The organism is Sphingobium limneticum (genome assembly GCF_008710165.1).
GTDB lineage: Bacteria > Pseudomonadota > Alphaproteobacteria > Sphingomonadales > Sphingomonadaceae > Sphingobium > Sphingobium limneticum.
On the sequence record NZ_VYQA01000005.1, the window covers coordinates 246,790 to 261,884 of the forward strand.

Here is a 15,095-nt window from a genome sequence, read left to right on the forward strand (position 1 = left end):
GCCTAACCGTCAGATCGGAAAGCGCTCGTCGTCGTCGTAGCTAGCCAGCGTGACGAGCCGCATCTGTATGCTCGACCTTGCCCTGCCCATTTCGTTTGCGATTTGGGCCAGCGACAGGCCCGCTAGGCGCAATTTCTCAAGCTGGGCATCCTCGGCCTCGGTAAATCGTCGGCGGGGCTTAACGGGCTTCATAGACCGGCCTCCCGCTTTGCCTTCGCGCGAGCGCGGCTAGCCCTTGTGCGCTCTTTCGATGACGCGGCTTTGCTAGGCTTGTCGCCCAACGGAGGACGACCCGGCTTAATTGGTTCACTGATGCCGTGGTCCAACTTCTCGACCACGCAACCGGGGAACTTGCCCGCGATCCATTCGGCACCTTCCTTGCTGCCGACGATCACGCGCACAGGAGCGACCGCATTGGGATCGCGCAAGCTACAGCGCATCATGGCCTGATAGTCGTTCTGCCAAGATAGCGTGGCCTGTGCCTGCTCCGACGATATCCCCAGCTTGGCTAGAAAGCCGTATGCGGCAGTTTTACGGTTCATAGCGCTCAAGAGTGCGACATTATGGACCCGCTTGTAATGGGCCTTATCCAGCCCGTGAGATACACCGGGCAAGCGGGCATCATAGTCGAAGCCGCTCGGCATTGCGGTCGCATTCGCCTGCCACAGAAAAGGGATGCCTTCCCAATAGCGCGCAACGAAATCCGTGACCTGATCGAAAACTGTTTCGCCGCTGTCGTCCTCGCTTCCCAGATGACGGCGGCTCATCCTGCCATCGAACAAATAGCCGATGGTCAGACGCTTGCCGTTTTCATGGGTTTGGTAGCGCAGCTTGTCGCCCATGTCGGGATGAAGCTGCCACGCGACGTTCTGGATAGCTTCCCAAATGACGAACATCTCGGTTTCGGTGATGTTCGCGCCCATGAAGGTCGTGCTGGCGTAGCCCCGTGCAAACTCCGGCAGCAAAACGGCAAATACATCGATCCTACCGCGTGTGTCGGGGTTCTGTATGAGGTCCGTATAGGTGTCAGCCGCGACAAGGACGAGATGCTCGCCGGACAGCATGGTCGATACCAAGCGATTGAAAGACGCGATGTTCTGATCTTCTTTGGCGTTGATCTGGATGGCTTCGAGTGCCGCACGATTTCCCGGCGTCAGGACCAGCAGACCACCGGGCAATTCCTCGGTCGCGATGTGCTGGGTTGCATGGCTATGCGTGACCGCGATTTTTAGGTCGATGTGTTCCATAACCGACGGCACTTCGTCACAGACCATGTGCCAGAACTTCCTCATCGTCATCGGCAGGCGCTTGAGCGTTTCGTGCGTGACTAGTAGGATTTCGCCTTGGTGGGGCTTGGCATCATTCAGATGTTCAACGGTGCGCGCTGAAACGCGGTCATTGCGCTTCTTGCCATAGAGTGCAGTGACGTTCGCATCTGGATCGAGGCGCTTGATCTGCTTCACAGTGTCGCGGATCAGTTCTTTCGTGGGCTGCGCGATCAAGACCTTCTCGTTCACTGCGGCGCGCTCGATTGCCCAGTGGGCCAATTGATATGTTTTGCCTGATCCTGCAGGGCCGGGCTGATAGTAAAAAGTGTCCATAGTGTGATGCTCCAAATAAGAACCCCAGAGGGAGCATCACCAACCTCTGGGGTTCCACGAAATCCCCTCTGTTCGGGGAAGCCGATAAACTCGTTAGAAACGCTATCGTGTGATGCTCTGCGTCCCACATATTTAGCAAATTCGGTCGAGAAACGTCATTTAAGAAACGACGTGGGGACTGTCAGGATTTCCGTGTGTGACCGGGCATAATGGCAACAAGGAGTCCCACGACGTGTAACGACGCTCTGGCTCTAGATTGATGTAACACTAAACTCTTTATTAATAGATTTAATCGTTACACCTGAACTCCTGACTAAAAGAAAGGCATCTGGTTGGGGCTGGGTAGTTGAGCAACGCAGTGAGCGACAGCGATCAAGTGCGGAAGCTACCCATGACCAACTTGATGTAGGTATGTCCTACGCGAAGTCCTGAGCGTTGGACTACCTCAATCGCGTGGCCATATGTGTCGGCTATCTGCCCATGTGTCGGGGATCAGATATCGAAGGGATAAGTCGGAACTGATGGCATGACTGCTTCGCAGTCCTACCAGCAATTCAGATATAAGCCTCTGACCTACATGCTCACTCGTTCGCATTCCGGCAGGACTTATATCTGATTGCGACTTCTCGAATGAGATAGTTCTGAGCTGATAAGTTGATCGACCTACAACTCAGAACGCACGCCTTCCCATGTATCCCTACGAAGTAGGACCAGAGCGTCGTTACAGCCCCGTGTAAGCCCGCCCCGACACCACGGCACAGTGTTACCCCGATGCCATGATGTCGCTGAGACAGGCTCCTAGAACATCACAATCTGTCGAAACGAACCCTGATCCGTTGCTCAATCGTCCCGTCGTGAATGACAGTTATACCCTCGGCTTCCAAGGCGTCACGGATCATCGCGGCATCGCCTTGCCACATGAGCATCAGCTCGCCGGTCGCAACAGCGTCGGCTAAGTCCTGACCATGATACCAGACGCAAAGATCGGCATCTTCACATGGGATTGCGGCCCAACCGCAAGTGCGACAGCATTGCCAGTCCTGCTCGCACCTATAGCCGTTGATGCGGAGCCGATTGAATGCCCTCTCGACTGCTGCTGACTTGGGATGCCATGCCTCTTCCGCCTGAACCTCCATGAGCGCGATGTTGAGCACGTCGGTGAGGTGAGCCAGATTAAAGTCATCCGCCCCATGCTCTCGAAAATGAACCTCCGCGATGCTCATGATTGCCATATTGGCACTCTCTTGCGCCCGAACGTCAGCCGTCAGCCACATGGGATCGCCATCGTCAGGTTGGCTCGTGGGCATGATAATCATCTCGCTCATGCTTCGTCCTCCCCGTTGATCCGGTCCCGCAGTTCTGGGTTCAAGTCCGCAAGATCGGGAAAGGCCAGAAGCAAATCCGCCAAATCCTCCGTGGACGGCATTTCCAGCCAAGGCCCGCCATCAGGTGCGAGATTGATCCAGGTCCAATCTCCGGTCGCGTTCGCCTCGCACCATCGCCAGATTGCCCAGCCTTCCTCTGAACCCGCTTCGATGACCTCGTAGCCATCAGGGAACAGGTACGATCGACCAAGCGGCGGCACGTTGACTACCAGCAGATTGCCTTGAACGATTTGAAGCATCGCCTGACGCCGCAGCCCTTCCGGTCGCCAGACTGTGTTATGGCCATTGACCCACACGCCATTGCGCCGGTCGCGCAGCATCGCGCTGGTATCCTCGCTTGGACGCCAATCGTTGCCTAGATCGCGGAAAGCCCCTCCTGGCGGATCGAGCATGGTGATTTCCTCGCCGGTCGCACGATCACGAACCAGATAAGCAGACACGTCCTCATCGGCATCTTCGTCGGTGTCGTCCTCGTCCATTTCCTCGAAGGCTGACACTGCGTCATCAAACGCCTCGTCGGTGAGCAGCAAGGCGACCAGCGACGATTTGCCTTTCACCCTATCGACCATCAGCCCCAGACTATCCGGGGTGGAATAGAGATAGCGCAGCTTCCGCGACATCATCTCCCCACCAGCGACGCCAGTGAGATCAAACTGCGCTTGATCGCCCTCCGTCCTGATCGTGGCCTTCTTGCAAGGACCAAGGACGAGTGACCGCACATTCTTTTGATCGAAGGTCGGTTTGTCGGCTTCAAGCACCATAAAGAATATGGGACGACCGAGGCCGAGGCGAACTTCCTGCTGCGCGGGGACGCGAAACTGATCGAAGTTCATGGGAACACCTTTCGGAACGCCACGAGGTCGCTGGGCAGAGCCATCCGAACAAGCAATTGATCGCCGGTATCAAGTGTTTCGACGCCGAAGTTGAAAGGTCCACGGTTACATTTCATGATCCAGTCCACCTTGTCGGAAACCACATTGCCCGTTCCCTTGGGATAGGCTTGCGCTGCCACAAACTGACCGTTGATCGTGGCGTGACGAAATTCGACCACAGGGCCGAGGACTATGATCGGAGCCATCCACGCGGGTTTGGAAACCCATGGGGTAGTGCGGGGCTGGATGATGTCGCGCCATTCGATGCTCATGCGCCCGCTCCCCGGTTCGAGAGAAACGCGGCTTCATCAGCTTCCGACTGGAACGCTGCCAGCACGTCATATTCATCAAGCAAAATGCCGTCGCCTGTATCGCGACGTGACCACCAGATCGAATAGCCGTTACGACAATTGGCCGCGATCCAGTCGATGACTTCATTGACTTCAGAAAGGTAGTCGCCCCGCAGGCCGGTTGTGAAATAGCCGCCAAGGGGATCGACGCCCACTGCCAAGCAATCAACTGTGCCGATGACGTGAGACTTTGCTATGCGGCCATTGACCAGAACAACCGACCGGAGATGCCACTCTCGATACACCACAGTTGGGCATTCTGCTGGCATCCGGTTCAATGCCTCAAGCTCACCCTCGGCATCGCCGAAGATATCGTTCAAGGCTTCGACAAAATCCTCTGGATATGCCGACAGGGGAACTGCTGTGTCTGGACCGCCTTCGAAATCGTCACAAATGACGATATGCGGCTCAACAGGAATTTGAATTTGGGAATTGCCGTGCGAAATGTCGCTCATAAGAGCCTCCTTGGTCAGTTGCGGATACGTCACGGTGACGCACGAAGGCCGTGGACAAATGCCGATTGGCAGATGGCTCAGGGCCGTCGATCTCCGAACTGAGCAAGTGAATGCTGACTAAGCGTCGGCTTCGGCTCATTTCGTGACAGCCGTATAACCGCACCCTGCCAAAACGGCAAGAGAAATCTGTAATTAAATTGAATAAAATCATGCCGTTGGCGTGTGCCGCCCTAGTGTAAAGGAACGCGCACATACGCGCGCATATAAGACACACACACCACGCCGACTATTTCGCCGGTCCCTTTCGCCACGCGATACCGTGCCGGTCGCACCAATCCCCATAGGTCGTCTTGCTGCCCTTGCTGATTTTCAGGTTCGGGTTCTGGAAAAGGATTTCGATGCTGTAATCTGGATGCTCGGATTTGACGGCGAGTATCTTCCGGCGATCCGCCGCGTCGAATAAACCCTTCGCCTCCACGATCCGCTTATTCGCCACATCGACAAAATCTGGGAGGTAGCTGCATGTGAGGGTGTAGGTCAGCTTCAACGGCTCGTATGCGAAGCCCGGTCCAAGATCAGAAGCGCACCGGGCCTCATAGGAATTGCGATAGCTGCTCATTTCGACACCAGCCCAGATTTATACGGGCCGCCCCACCACGACAGCACCTGCTGCCTCATGCGTGGATCGAACGACAGGTGAACCCAGCGGTTCTTTTCCATTATAAGCTGATCGAACTTGATGCCCGATGCCACGATGGCACGGCAGATCGTCATCGGATCGCCGAACGCGGGGCAGACGAAATCGACGGCGTAGCCCTGAGCATGTGCCGATGTTGGTTTGCCACCGACTGCCTTATTGACGGCTGCGCTCCGAAACCCGCTGTTCACGCGGATCGGCGCGGCCAGCAACGCCCTGACGGGTTCCATGGCCTGCGCGGTGGCGGTCAGGCGAGCAAGCTGTTGAGGGTTGGGATTGTTAGCCAGGCCGCTTGTCGTCACGGTCATTTCGGCCAAAGTAAAATGCTTGGATAATTGGGTCATGCCCTATTTACCGAGCCTGTCGCACCCGCAGACGCCCGTGTGGCGCTGATACAAAGAGGGGCGCACACTGGCGCCCCTGTGTAGGTTTATGCTGTAGCGGGCTTATTTGCCGGGCTTGCGCCTGTTGCTGTAGTTGGCCGCGATCTTGTTGAGTTGCGTGTCGAAATCGCCCTTCTCGACATCGGCAATGACCGCCTCGATCACAGCGGCAAACTCCTTCTTCTCCATCACGACCTCGCGCTTACCGGGCAGCAGTTCTACGGCCATGTTACCCATGCGAGCGCTGAACTTCACCTTCTCGCCCTTGACCTCAAAGTGGCGCTTCCCGGCCTTGTTGTTATCTTTGAAAAGCGCAAGCTGTGAGCGCAGATTGCCGACAAAGCGTTCGCGGGGTGTGGCCTTGCTGGACGAGGAAAAGTCCGAACCCTCTACCGACTTAACGATCTGCTTCCAGTTGGTCATTTGATCTACTCCAATGTGTCAACAGCGCCTCGCTGTCCCACACTGTATTGCGTCGTTTGTTAGGCCAATCATCCACTTTATCACCTCTTCTGTGAACTCTTTGGCGTTGACAGACTGCGAGACATTGGAGGCAACCAGAACGGCTTACTGCCCTCGGTAAATACCGACATGGCACGAACAAAGAAGACCGCACAAGCGGCAGCACCATCAGCCCCGGCAGCACCCACATTCACGCTCAGGAAGCCTCAAGAGGGCTTGCTGGAACTTCTGCAAAGCAATGTCCCGAACGTCCTTGCTGCTGGCAGTTCGCGTGTAGGCAAAAGCTGGCTCTATATGATCTATATCCTGCTGCTCTGTGAAGAGTATCCGGGTAGCCGTCATGGGGTGTTCCGACGCAATCGAAACGCATGTGAACGCAACCTCTTCAAGCTGACGCTCTTTCAAGCCATGAACGCCCTTGGGCTATCCGGCTATCTCGCTAAGAGCATCGACAAGTCGGCACTATCTGTGACCTTCCCCAACGGCTCAGTCATATCCTTCGGTGGCCTTGATGAACACAACCGAGATCGCGAACTTGGAAGTGAATATCAGACCATATGGATGAACGAAGTCTCGGAGTTTGATTATCAGGACGTAGAGTTTCTAAGAGGTCGTCTCTATGGAGAGATACCTCACAAGACGACCGGCATTCCACTCCGCCATCGAATGCTCTTCGACTGTAACCCAGACACGTTCGATGACTGGGATTATAAGCTGTTCGTGCTGGGTATTCATCCCCTCACGAAGCACCGGATACAGCACTCTGAGGACTATGCCTATCATCGGATGATAACCGACGATCAGGAATATATCAGGCGAAACGCTGACCAGTCGCCGGAATGGAAAGAACGCTTCATCTATGCGAACTGGCAGTCCAGCAACCCCAATGCCCTGTTCCCGAAGAAGCATATCAATGACCACCGCTTTTATGGCGATCTATCCGAACTGCGCTTCAAGCATGTCGTTGTTGGCGTTGACCCTGCCGTGACCGCGCACGAGAATAGCGACTACACGGGTATCGTTGTCGCAGGCATCACCTTCGATGGCCACACCTATGTGTTGGCCGACCGATCAGTCCGAAAGCACGATTGGGAACAAGATGTGCTGCAAGCCTATGACGATTTCGAGGCGGACGAGATTGTCGCTGAACGAAACAACGGCGGTGATCTAGTTAAGAAAGTCATCTACCAAGCACGAAACAATGTGAGCGTCACGCCTGTCTGGGCATCCCGTAAGAAGCAGATGCGCGCCAAGCCAATCGCAGACAAATATCGAGAGGGCCGCGTCCATCACGTTGGCGGCGATATGAGTGAACTGGAAACCCAGATGTGCGCTTTCGACCCTGAGAAGAAAGATCGTTCCCCTGACCGTATGGACGCACTCGTATGGGCGCTTTGGGCGCTCTTCGAAATCGGCAACACCTCTGGTCCGGTGACCTACAAAGCGGTCCCACAAACTGGGTATTACCGATAAGTCTTTTCTTGATTTCCACTCCATATGGCTTCGTATGTCCTGAGGCACATAACCCAGAAAGGACGTGCCTAAAATGGAATGGACAAAGCATATTCGCCCCAATGATCTGCAACAGCTAATCATAAATTGGGAAGAGCAATTGCCCCTCAAAGGGACAAGCGGTGAACGGGATTATATGCCGGTCATCAAACTCTTTAATCCGGTTGGGGCTGGCACATGGCTCATCACAGAATGTGACAATGACGGGTTAGCTTTCGGGCTGTCCGATTTGGGCTATCCAGAGCTTGGATATATCTCACTTGAGGAAGTGTTCAGCGTTAGGCTGGCAGCCGGACTGATGATTGAACAGGACGTTCATTTTGCGGCGAAGCACACGCTCAGTGAATATGCTGCGCTGGCCCGCGAGAAGGGACACATCACAGCTTAAACGATAAAAGCCAGTGGACCCTACGCTGGTCCACTGGCTCTTAACACATAGTAGGAGGCCCTAAGCTCTTCGGGCATACATACTTATCCCTCCAGCCAACCACTAAAATAGCCACAGGTAAATAGCGGACACTCATTTTTAGGTGACCGCATGACAGAACAGAACATCCAGTGCGAAAGGCTCAGTCGCCACGCTCCACAAGTTAAGAAGGTCCGAGATTTCGTAGCCGGTGAAACTGCCGTCAAAGCTGCGCTAGACCTCTATATGCCCGTTCCGTCAGTCGGCATGAACCCCCTCAGTCAGTCGTTTAAGAACTTCCTGCGCAGGACATCATTCTTCCCTGCTGCTGCTCGCGTCCTTGATGGATGCTTGAGCCTCGTATTCCAGAAAGACCCGGTGCTGGTCAGCGAGACGGTCGCGCAGATCAAGGACAGCATCACATATGACATGGAGAGCCTAGAACTCTTCGCTGAAAAGCTGGTCAGTGAAACGCTGCAAACCAATTATACTGGTGTCCTTGTCGATGCTCCCTCAGATGATGAGCGCCCAGCAAACCTCAATGGGCAGAACGCCGTTGATCTTGGCTACCATCCCTTCCTGAGCCTCTATCCGTTCGAAGCCATTTTGGATCATCGCGTTGGTCGCGTCGGCAATAAGCAGGCATGGACATACGTTAAGCTGAGTGACGGCGAACACAAGTATCGCGAATTGCGTCTCACCGCAGGCATCTACAGCGTGACGGTTCACGAACGCATTGATGGTCAGGGCGAATATCAATCCACTACCGTTATTCCGAAGCGCGACGGCAAGCCTCTCGATTTCATTCCGTTTAAGCTGGTCACGACGAAGAAGGACCGCTGGCCGACGAAGGCGCTCATTGATGACGTTGTGAACGTCAACTGCAACCACTACATTCTAGAAGGCGATCACGCATCTGCGCTGTTCAATTGCGCCGGTCCACAGAAGGTCGTCGTTAATCCTGCGAAGCAGACCGACGCCGATGGCAATCCAATTGCGAATGAATACCCTGCTGGTTCTGACCATGTGTGGGAAATTCATGGCGCTGGTGGTGAAGGTCAGCAGGCCGGTGTCCACTTCCTAGAATTTACTGGCACAAGCGTTGTGGCAATCCGCGAACAGCTAAAGGAATTGAAGAGCCAAATGTCGGCTCTGGGTTCCCGCATCTTGCAAGACGAGAAAGCCGCGCCGGAAGCAGCCGAAGCCCTAGCAATCCGTCGCACCTCCGAAAATGCCACCATCGTCGGCCTAACCCGCTCCGTGGCGAAGGACTTGGAAGAGGTGCTGCGCTGGCTTGCATGGTGGATGGGCGCGGCGAACAAAACTGACCCGGCAACCCGCTTTACACTGAACGTCGATCTCGTTCCGGCAAAGCTGACGCCGCAGGAAGTTACCGAAATCCGCAATCTCAGGGTCGCCAGTGCATATACCGCCGAAGAGGAATTCTACGCGCTGCGCGATGGCGGTTGGCACGCCGACACCCTGACATGGGAAAAGCACAAGGCAGCGATCGACGCGGAGGTGATCGACCAGCCCCTAGCATTGCCGTCCATCGGGGCTGAGTAATGTCCAGCGTCAATGGCCGCTTGCAGGACATGGCAATCCGTCATGCCTATGATGCCCAGCGCTACAGCCGTGGGCTTGCGGCCGAAATCGTTGACCTGCTCAACAGCGCCGATCAGGATTTGCTCGATAAGCTGGCTGTTCGCCTTGTCCGCATTACCGAACGCGGACTGGATACAGGACCAGCCACGACCAAGCGCATCAATCAGATGCTGGCCGATCTGCGCGTCATCAACAGCACAGTTTATAAAAAAGTCGCTGCATCCCTGACCGACGAGCTGGTTGAGTTCGCCGGGGTGGAAGCAGAGTTTCAGGCGTCGTCGCTGGCGAAGGCTCTCCCGATCCAGATTGCGACTACAGTTCCTGCCCCTGCCCTGCTGCGCTCCCTTGTTACGACCTCCCCAATGGAAGGCCATCTGCTCAAGAGTTGGACTGACGGCATGGAAGTCGGGCGTATGCAGCGCATCGAGGCGGAAATCCGCATGGGCATGGTAGCCGGCGAAAGCACCGACAAGATCGTGCAGCGCCTAAGGGGAACCCGTGCCAACGGCTATGCTGACGGCATCCTGCAAAAGTCCCGTCGATCCGCGCAAACGGTCGTTCGCACCGCAACCGGGCATATCAGCAATGTCGCCGCGCAAGCGACATGGGAGGCCAATTCCAATGTCGTGAAGGGCTGGCAATTCCTTGCGACCTTCGACAGCCGCACGACTGTTACCTGCGCCGGTCTATCGGGCCAGGTCTTCCCTATCGGCAAAGGTCCGATGCCTCCGCGTCATCCAAACTGCCGATCCCATTCCCTCCCTGTCACCAAATCCTATCGTGAGATGGGCTTAGACCTAGACGATGTGCCTCCCGGTGATCGCGCCAGCATGGACGGCCAAGTTGCCGGTGATCTGCGCTTTGACGATTGGCTGACGAAAAAGGGCGACAAGATGCAGGACCAGATACTTGGTCCGACACGCGCCCAGATGTTTCGTGACGGCAAGCTGAAACTGGCAGACCTGATCCGTGATGACGGCAGTGTCCTGACCTTAGAGCAGCTACGCAAACGCCTCTCCTGACCCCGCCGGTAAATACATTGCTGGTTCGGCCAGCAAGAACGCGGTTCGGCCGCAACCACAACGGCTACGGGCCGGAGAGGATGACACAATGACAGAACAAACTACTACCACCACTGATGCTTTGGACGAAGATACTTCCGGTCTGAAAGCTAAGAACGCTGACCTAGTTAAGCGCCTCGCTGCTGCACAGAAGCGCGCAGAAGATGCAGAACGAGAGAAGACTGAGGCAGAAGAGAACGCAGCGAACGAAAAGCGCAGTGATCTTGAAAAGGCTAACAAGCAGATTGAGAAGCTGACAAAAGACCTAGCGACAGCAAATGGCGCAACCGCCGATGCCACCAAGGCACTCCATTCCTACAAAGCTGAGACTGAAATCGGCAAGCTGCTTGTCTCTCACAAAGTCCAGCCTGACGACGCCCCCATGGTGACTGCATACATCAAAAGCCTGATGGCAATTGATGACGACGGCAATCCCACTTTCGAGGGCAGTGACGCAGCTACGTTTGGGAAGGCCTACTTCACGGGAGCAGGCAAGCGATACACCGCAGCACCAGACAACAGCGGCGGCGGCTCAACCGGATTTGACGGCACTAAAGCGCCACGCATGACGGCTGATAATATGAATTGGTCTGAGTTAGCGAAAATCCATCTCAACAATCCAGAAGAGGCAAGAGCAATTGCAACAGCAGCGGGCAAGGACATTGGATGAAGTGCGTTCAAAAGAGGCAGTCTAGATGACGTGAATAAATACTGGGCGACAGGAAAACAGTTGTCGCCCGGTTCCACTGTTGGGCCGGAAAACCCAATAAGTGGAGACAACACATATGGTGAACACCCGCGATAACACGCTTACTCTAGACGACTTCGCAAAGCTGCCTACTGGCCTCGTCTGGGGTGCAATCGAAGAGCAGTATAATGCTGGCACCAACCCATTCCGTGCCGCAGGCGTCCTGACCAACTCGTCCGTAATTTCAAACTCACTGACAACCGGCACTGGCATCCGTACTGAGGTTCAGTCTTGGAACGACCTTCAGTATGTCGAAAGCAACGTCACTAACTCCAATCCTGAAGATCATGCAACTCCGCTGAAGATGGATACGGCCCTATGGTCGGCTGTTCGTCGCCACGCCTCGATGGGCGTTGCAGGTATGAACCTCACGCAGGATTTCACCGCACAAGACCCGCTCGCTGTTCTGACCGCTCGCGTTGCGAACTACAAGAACACTGACGAATTGACCCACGTTTTCGCGGTCCTTGATGGCCTGATCGCTGGCGACGCAACGGCCAAGAAGTTCACCTACCAGATGGACACGCAGTCCATCGATATCAAGCAGGTTCTTAGGGCTGTTCAGGCTAAGAAGGGCGACAATGCAGGCATTGTTACCGCTTTCGGTATGTCGTCCGCAAACTATCTGGACCTCCAGCTTGCAAACGTGATCGACAATGTGCCTGCAAGCCAGTCGGACGTGTCGTTCGCCACAATCGGCAACGGTCGCTTCAAGCTGACCATTGATGACCGTTTTGGCGATAACATCGTCGGCCTTGGCACCGGCATGTTCCATGTCGGCTCGGCTCCACAGGCGCGCAAGAGCGTTGAGGTCAACAGCGTGGGTAGCGCCGGTAAGGGTTCGGGCGTTGAAACCGCATGGTTCCGCTGGAAGAGCATCGTTCACCCAATGGGCTTCAAGTACACCGGCGAGTTCGAATCCGAAGGTGGTCCAGCGTTCGATGAACTAAGGGTAGCAGACGCTTACACTCTTGCGACCGACGCAAAGAAGCTGCCGCTGGTCATCATCAAGCCCGGCGCATAAAACAGGACAGCCCCGGCGCTACGGCGTTGGGGCTATCCCATGAGCGGTAAATACCTCGCGAACAGACGAGGTATGCAATGGCAATCACACTTGAACAGATTAACCCGGTCCTAGAGGCTCGCGGATTGCCCACTGCAACCGCACATCAGTTAGCCGCAGCGCAGGATTATGCGCTTGGCTATTACTCCATCCCCTATTCCGTCCTTAACGCGGATGAGCCAGCAGAGCGCCTGATCCTTGGTATCGCGTTGCTATCGGCTCAGGCACCCTTCACCCATGCAGCAACCGCGCCTCTGACGAGCAGCGAGATTAAATCGGCATCCGGCGCAAGCGTGAAGAAGGACTTTGCGGACGCCCCTACCGATCCCTACCCTGTAATTTCGGGCATTCTTGCCCCTTACAGCGCCAACACGCGCCCGTCGGGTATCTCTTTCGGGATTAGCACCCGATGAGCTTTTATGATGATCTGAGGGCCGGTGTAGGACCGGGCAGCGAAATTGAGGCGACATTCGGCGTCCCTGCCATTTTGACGCGAACGACTGGCGGCGTGAAAGACCCGGATAGCGGCAACGTATCCAGCAAGACGATCACTCCACATAATGTGAATGTCGCAAAGCGCACCGTCGAAATCACCGTCAAGGATGGCGGCAAGGCGGAAGCGACCGCATTCGACATTTGGTTCGAACCCCTCCCCGGCGATGTCATCACCTTAGCGGGTAAATCATATCGCGTGGCATCTGTTGAAGCTGACGAGCCTGACGGCATCCCGATTGGCTGGATAGCTGTAGTGGGGTCAGGGTCATGAAGATCGACTTTTCAGACATCGAGTTCAACATGGACGAGGACATTGAACTGACGGAAGCGCAGCTTCTTGAGTATGTCCAGAAGACCACGTTAGACGCACAACGCGACCTCATTCTCGCAACACCAATCAGGGACGGCACTGCGCGTCGTGGCTGGGTATCGACCACTCCATCCAAGCCATATGAAGAAGGCGTTATCGAGAACAATGTCGAATATATCAGCAGTCTGAATGACGGCTCATCGAAACAAGCCCCGGCCAATTTCGTTGAGAATGTGGTCGAGCGTTACAATCAAACCGGGGGAGAATAATGCTCAGTCAAGATCGTATAACACTTAATCGCAGGATGCGCCTTGCGTTGGCAGAAGATGCCCCATCACTGACGTTCCACATCGCAGATGACGACTACGAACTGAACGAGAATGAAATCTCTGCCGTGTTCGCGTTCAATCCAGATGCATCTACCCTACTGACTATCAGTAGTTCGAATGTCTGGCAGCAACTCGGCATCGCGACGTTGCAGATCATGCAGCCAAAGAGCCTCGTCATCGGTGCAGATGAATTGAACGCTTGGGACATTGCTGATCTAGGCATGTCTGCATTCAAAGGATGGCGTAGCGATGACTTCGCAACAGAGGTTTCCCAATTCTCAGTCCAGCGCATTCCAAATGACAAGTATCTGCAAGTGAATTTGCTCATCTACTGGCGCTCTAAGCGCGCTACATAAAGGCGTCCAAACCGCCTTCCGGTCCATCTCTCGGTAAATATCAGGAGGCCGATACAGCCTCCTAATTTACAATTATATGGAGAGATGTAGATGGCATTCACCAGTTCCACTGACGTTAAAGAGACAGTTCTGCCAGAAACCGTTTTTGGTCAGCTTCCAACCACCGGCCCGCGTTATGATCTGCCCCGCAAGTCCGGCGGCAGTCTTCCTGTAAAGGATGGCGGAAACGTCGATAGCGACACAATCATGCCGGGTCGCAACGCGAACGGCTCCCGCCGTGGCAACCAGTCCGTTAGCGGCACCTTTGAACTCAATGCGATCACTGCGCCTGTAGTTGATATGTTCATTGCGAGCGCAGCTAGCGGCAAGTTCGTAGGCAATGTCCTCAAGGCCGGAACAGAAGAGAGTTCGTTCAGCCACATTTCGCAATTCGGCGCTAATGACTACAAGGTCAGCACAGGTTGCATGGTGACTAACTTCACCCTGAACGCGACCGCTGCCGAAGCTGTCACTATGTCGTTCGAATATGCAGGCGTGAAGCAGGTTGCAGCTACAGCGATCACCGGCACCCACACTGCCACCCCTATCGACAACGCAGCTTATGAGTATCTGGGCCATGAGGTTCTGAACGTCACTGCCGGTGGATCGACCGCTCTCAAATACACCAGTCTGACCCTTACTGTCGGTCAGGCTCGTAATCCGCGCAATGTCCTATCCAGCAACTCGCCAGTCGGCCTTGCTGCTTCCGGCACCCGTTCCGCTGTCCTATCGCTGACGATCTACCGCGAGAGCGGCGTTGACTATGACGCGCTGTTCACTGGTGAGAAGCAGGAATTCAGCGTTGATCTTGGTATCACAGGCTATGGCCGCAAGTTCACTGTATTTGGTCAGGCATCGGTCCCAGAGGACGTTACCGAAGACGACATGATGCTGACCATTAATGTGACTGGCGCTTACGACGTGGACGCTGAAACCGCGCTCATGATCGAGAAGCTAGTTTAAGCT

Annotated in this window: 20 protein-coding genes; 11 read left to right on the top strand and 9 right to left on the bottom strand. The window is 55.1% G+C overall.

Going from position 1 to position 15,095, the window contains the following annotated elements:
* Nucleotides 1–9: 9 nt before the first annotated feature.
* The 9 genes from F4U95_RS09175 to F4U95_RS09215 form a co-directional block, all read right to left on the bottom strand.
* Nucleotides 10–192: a helix-turn-helix domain-containing protein gene (locus F4U95_RS09175; protein WP_150425465.1), complete on the bottom strand. Its 183-nt coding sequence runs from the start codon at nt 190–192 to the stop codon at nt 10–12.
* Complete coding sequence (locus F4U95_RS09180; protein WP_150425466.1) at nt 189–1,601, bottom strand: DEAD/DEAH box helicase family protein; 1,413 nt, start codon at nt 1,599–1,601, stop codon at nt 189–191. The genes F4U95_RS09175 and F4U95_RS09180 overlap by 4 nt, the downstream gene beginning before the upstream one ends.
* 806 nt (nt 1,602–2,407) lie before the next feature.
* Nucleotides 2,408–2,926 carry a DUF6891 domain-containing protein gene (locus F4U95_RS09185; protein ID WP_150425467.1) on the bottom strand — a complete coding sequence of 173 codons (519 nt, stop codon included), beginning with the start codon at nt 2,924–2,926 and terminating at the stop codon, nt 2,408–2,410.
* The gene (locus F4U95_RS09190; RefSeq protein WP_150425468.1) at nt 2,923–3,819 is read right to left on the bottom strand and encodes a hypothetical protein; all 897 of its coding nucleotides are present in this window, start codon (nt 3,817–3,819) and stop codon (nt 2,923–2,925) included. Before F4U95_RS09190 ends, F4U95_RS09185 begins: the two co-directional genes overlap by 4 nt.
* On the bottom strand, nt 3,816–4,130 hold the full coding sequence (locus F4U95_RS09195) for a hypothetical protein (RefSeq protein ID WP_150425469.1): 315 nt from the start codon (nt 4,128–4,130) through the stop codon (nt 3,816–3,818). Before F4U95_RS09195 ends, F4U95_RS09190 begins: the two co-directional genes overlap by 4 nt.
* Entirely contained in the window at nt 4,127–4,663 is a 537-nt protein-coding gene (locus F4U95_RS09200) for a hypothetical protein (RefSeq protein ID WP_150425470.1), read from the bottom strand. The genes F4U95_RS09195 and F4U95_RS09200 overlap by 4 nt, the downstream gene beginning before the upstream one ends.
* Nucleotides 4,664–4,949: 286 nt before the next feature.
* On the bottom strand, nt 4,950–5,282 hold the full coding sequence (locus F4U95_RS09205; RefSeq protein ID WP_150425471.1) for a PDDEXK family nuclease: 333 nt from the start codon (nt 5,280–5,282) through the stop codon (nt 4,950–4,952).
* Complete coding sequence (locus F4U95_RS09210) at nt 5,279–5,704, bottom strand: D-Ala-D-Ala carboxypeptidase family metallohydrolase (RefSeq protein WP_150425472.1); 426 nt, start codon at nt 5,702–5,704, stop codon at nt 5,279–5,281. The genes F4U95_RS09205 and F4U95_RS09210 overlap by 4 nt, the downstream gene beginning before the upstream one ends.
* Before the next feature lie 102 nt (nt 5,705–5,806).
* A complete protein-coding gene (locus F4U95_RS09215; protein ID WP_150425473.1) occupies nt 5,807–6,166 on the bottom strand; it encodes a hypothetical protein in 360 nt (119 codons plus the stop codon).
* A 168-nt stretch (nt 6,167–6,334) separates the two neighbouring features.
* Here F4U95_RS09215 and F4U95_RS09220 point away from each other — a divergent pair, with 168 nt between their 5' ends.
* The 11 genes from F4U95_RS09220 to F4U95_RS09270 all read left to right on the top strand — a co-directional run bounded on the left by F4U95_RS09220 (nt 6,335) and on the right by F4U95_RS09270 (nt 15,092).
* On the top strand, nt 6,335–7,678 hold the full coding sequence (locus tag F4U95_RS09220) for a phage terminase large subunit (RefSeq protein WP_150425474.1): 1,344 nt from the start codon (nt 6,335–6,337) through the stop codon (nt 7,676–7,678).
* A 73-nt stretch (nt 7,679–7,751) separates the two neighbouring features.
* On the top strand, nt 7,752–8,105 hold the full coding sequence (locus F4U95_RS09225) for a DUF2958 domain-containing protein (protein WP_150425475.1): 354 nt from the start codon (nt 7,752–7,754) through the stop codon (nt 8,103–8,105).
* Nucleotides 8,106–8,255: 150 nt separating this feature from the next.
* On the top strand, nt 8,256–9,689 hold the full coding sequence (locus F4U95_RS09230) for a DUF4055 domain-containing protein (RefSeq protein WP_150425476.1): 1,434 nt from the start codon (nt 8,256–8,258) through the stop codon (nt 9,687–9,689).
* Entirely contained in the window at nt 9,689–10,750 is a 1,062-nt protein-coding gene (locus F4U95_RS09235) for a minor capsid protein (RefSeq protein ID WP_150425477.1), read from the top strand. The genes F4U95_RS09230 and F4U95_RS09235 overlap by 1 nt, the downstream gene beginning before the upstream one ends.
* Before the next feature lie 88 nt (nt 10,751–10,838).
* Entirely contained in the window at nt 10,839–11,459 is a 621-nt protein-coding gene (locus F4U95_RS09240; protein WP_150425478.1) for a hypothetical protein, read from the top strand.
* 115 nt (nt 11,460–11,574) lie between these two features.
* On the top strand, nt 11,575–12,561 hold the full coding sequence (locus tag F4U95_RS09245; RefSeq protein ID WP_150425479.1) for a hypothetical protein: 987 nt from the start codon (nt 11,575–11,577) through the stop codon (nt 12,559–12,561).
* Nucleotides 12,562–12,638: 77 nt separating this feature from the next.
* Entirely contained in the window at nt 12,639–13,013 is a 375-nt protein-coding gene (locus tag F4U95_RS09250; RefSeq protein WP_150425480.1) for a hypothetical protein, read from the top strand.
* Nucleotides 13,010–13,366 (top strand): hypothetical protein, encoded by a 357-nt coding sequence (locus tag F4U95_RS09255; protein WP_150425481.1) that lies wholly within the window; start codon nt 13,010–13,012, stop codon nt 13,364–13,366. Before F4U95_RS09250 ends, F4U95_RS09255 begins: the two co-directional genes overlap by 4 nt.
* The gene (locus tag F4U95_RS09260) at nt 13,363–13,674 is read left to right on the top strand and encodes an HK97 gp10 family phage protein (RefSeq protein ID WP_150425482.1); all 312 of its coding nucleotides are present in this window, start codon (nt 13,363–13,365) and stop codon (nt 13,672–13,674) included. Before F4U95_RS09255 ends, F4U95_RS09260 begins: the two co-directional genes overlap by 4 nt.
* Before the next feature lie 35 nt (nt 13,675–13,709).
* Nucleotides 13,710–14,090: a hypothetical protein gene (locus tag F4U95_RS09265; RefSeq protein ID WP_150443123.1), complete on the top strand. Its 381-nt coding sequence runs from the start codon at nt 13,710–13,712 to the stop codon at nt 14,088–14,090.
* A 90-nt stretch (nt 14,091–14,180) separates the two neighbouring features.
* A complete protein-coding gene (locus F4U95_RS09270) occupies nt 14,181–15,092 on the top strand; it encodes a phage tail tube protein (protein ID WP_150425484.1) in 912 nt (303 codons plus the stop codon).
* Nucleotides 15,093–15,095: the final 3 nt, after the last annotated feature.

Bases quoted from the DNA above. Each gene is read 5' to 3' on its own strand.
- F4U95_RS09175 (WP_150425465.1), bottom strand. From the start codon at position 192: ATGAAGCCCGTTAAGCCCCGCCGACGATTTACCGAGGCCGAGGATGCC.
- F4U95_RS09180 (WP_150425466.1), bottom strand. From the start codon at position 1,601: ATGGACACTTTTTACTATCAGCCCGGCCCTGCAGGATCAGGCAAAACA.
- F4U95_RS09185 (WP_150425467.1), bottom strand. From the start codon at position 2,926: ATGAGCGAGATGATTATCATGCCCACGAGCCAACCTGACGATGGCGAT.
- F4U95_RS09190 (WP_150425468.1), bottom strand. From the start codon at position 3,819: ATGAACTTCGATCAGTTTCGCGTCCCCGCGCAGCAGGAAGTTCGCCTC.
- F4U95_RS09195 (WP_150425469.1), bottom strand. From the start codon at position 4,130: ATGAGCATCGAATGGCGCGACATCATCCAGCCCCGCACTACCCCATGG.
- F4U95_RS09200 (WP_150425470.1), bottom strand. From the start codon at position 4,663: ATGAGCGACATTTCGCACGGCAATTCCCAAATTCAAATTCCTGTTGAG.
- F4U95_RS09205 (WP_150425471.1), bottom strand. From the start codon at position 5,282: ATGAGCAGCTATCGCAATTCCTATGAGGCCCGGTGCGCTTCTGATCTT.
- F4U95_RS09210 (WP_150425472.1), bottom strand. From the start codon at position 5,704: ATGACCCAATTATCCAAGCATTTTACTTTGGCCGAAATGACCGTGACG.
- F4U95_RS09215 (WP_150425473.1), bottom strand. From the start codon at position 6,166: ATGACCAACTGGAAGCAGATCGTTAAGTCGGTAGAGGGTTCGGACTTT.
- F4U95_RS09220 (WP_150425474.1), top strand. From the start codon at position 6,335: ATGGCACGAACAAAGAAGACCGCACAAGCGGCAGCACCATCAGCCCCG.
- F4U95_RS09225 (WP_150425475.1), top strand. From the start codon at position 7,752: ATGGAATGGACAAAGCATATTCGCCCCAATGATCTGCAACAGCTAATC.
- F4U95_RS09230 (WP_150425476.1), top strand. From the start codon at position 8,256: ATGACAGAACAGAACATCCAGTGCGAAAGGCTCAGTCGCCACGCTCCA.
- F4U95_RS09235 (WP_150425477.1), top strand. From the start codon at position 9,689: ATGTCCAGCGTCAATGGCCGCTTGCAGGACATGGCAATCCGTCATGCC.
- F4U95_RS09240 (WP_150425478.1), top strand. From the start codon at position 10,839: ATGACAGAACAAACTACTACCACCACTGATGCTTTGGACGAAGATACT.
- F4U95_RS09245 (WP_150425479.1), top strand. From the start codon at position 11,575: ATGGTGAACACCCGCGATAACACGCTTACTCTAGACGACTTCGCAAAG.
- F4U95_RS09250 (WP_150425480.1), top strand. From the start codon at position 12,639: ATGGCAATCACACTTGAACAGATTAACCCGGTCCTAGAGGCTCGCGGA.
- F4U95_RS09255 (WP_150425481.1), top strand. From the start codon at position 13,010: ATGAGCTTTTATGATGATCTGAGGGCCGGTGTAGGACCGGGCAGCGAA.
- F4U95_RS09260 (WP_150425482.1), top strand. From the start codon at position 13,363: ATGAAGATCGACTTTTCAGACATCGAGTTCAACATGGACGAGGACATT.
- F4U95_RS09265 (WP_150443123.1), top strand. From the start codon at position 13,710: ATGCGCCTTGCGTTGGCAGAAGATGCCCCATCACTGACGTTCCACATC.
- F4U95_RS09270 (WP_150425484.1), top strand. From the start codon at position 14,181: ATGGCATTCACCAGTTCCACTGACGTTAAAGAGACAGTTCTGCCAGAA.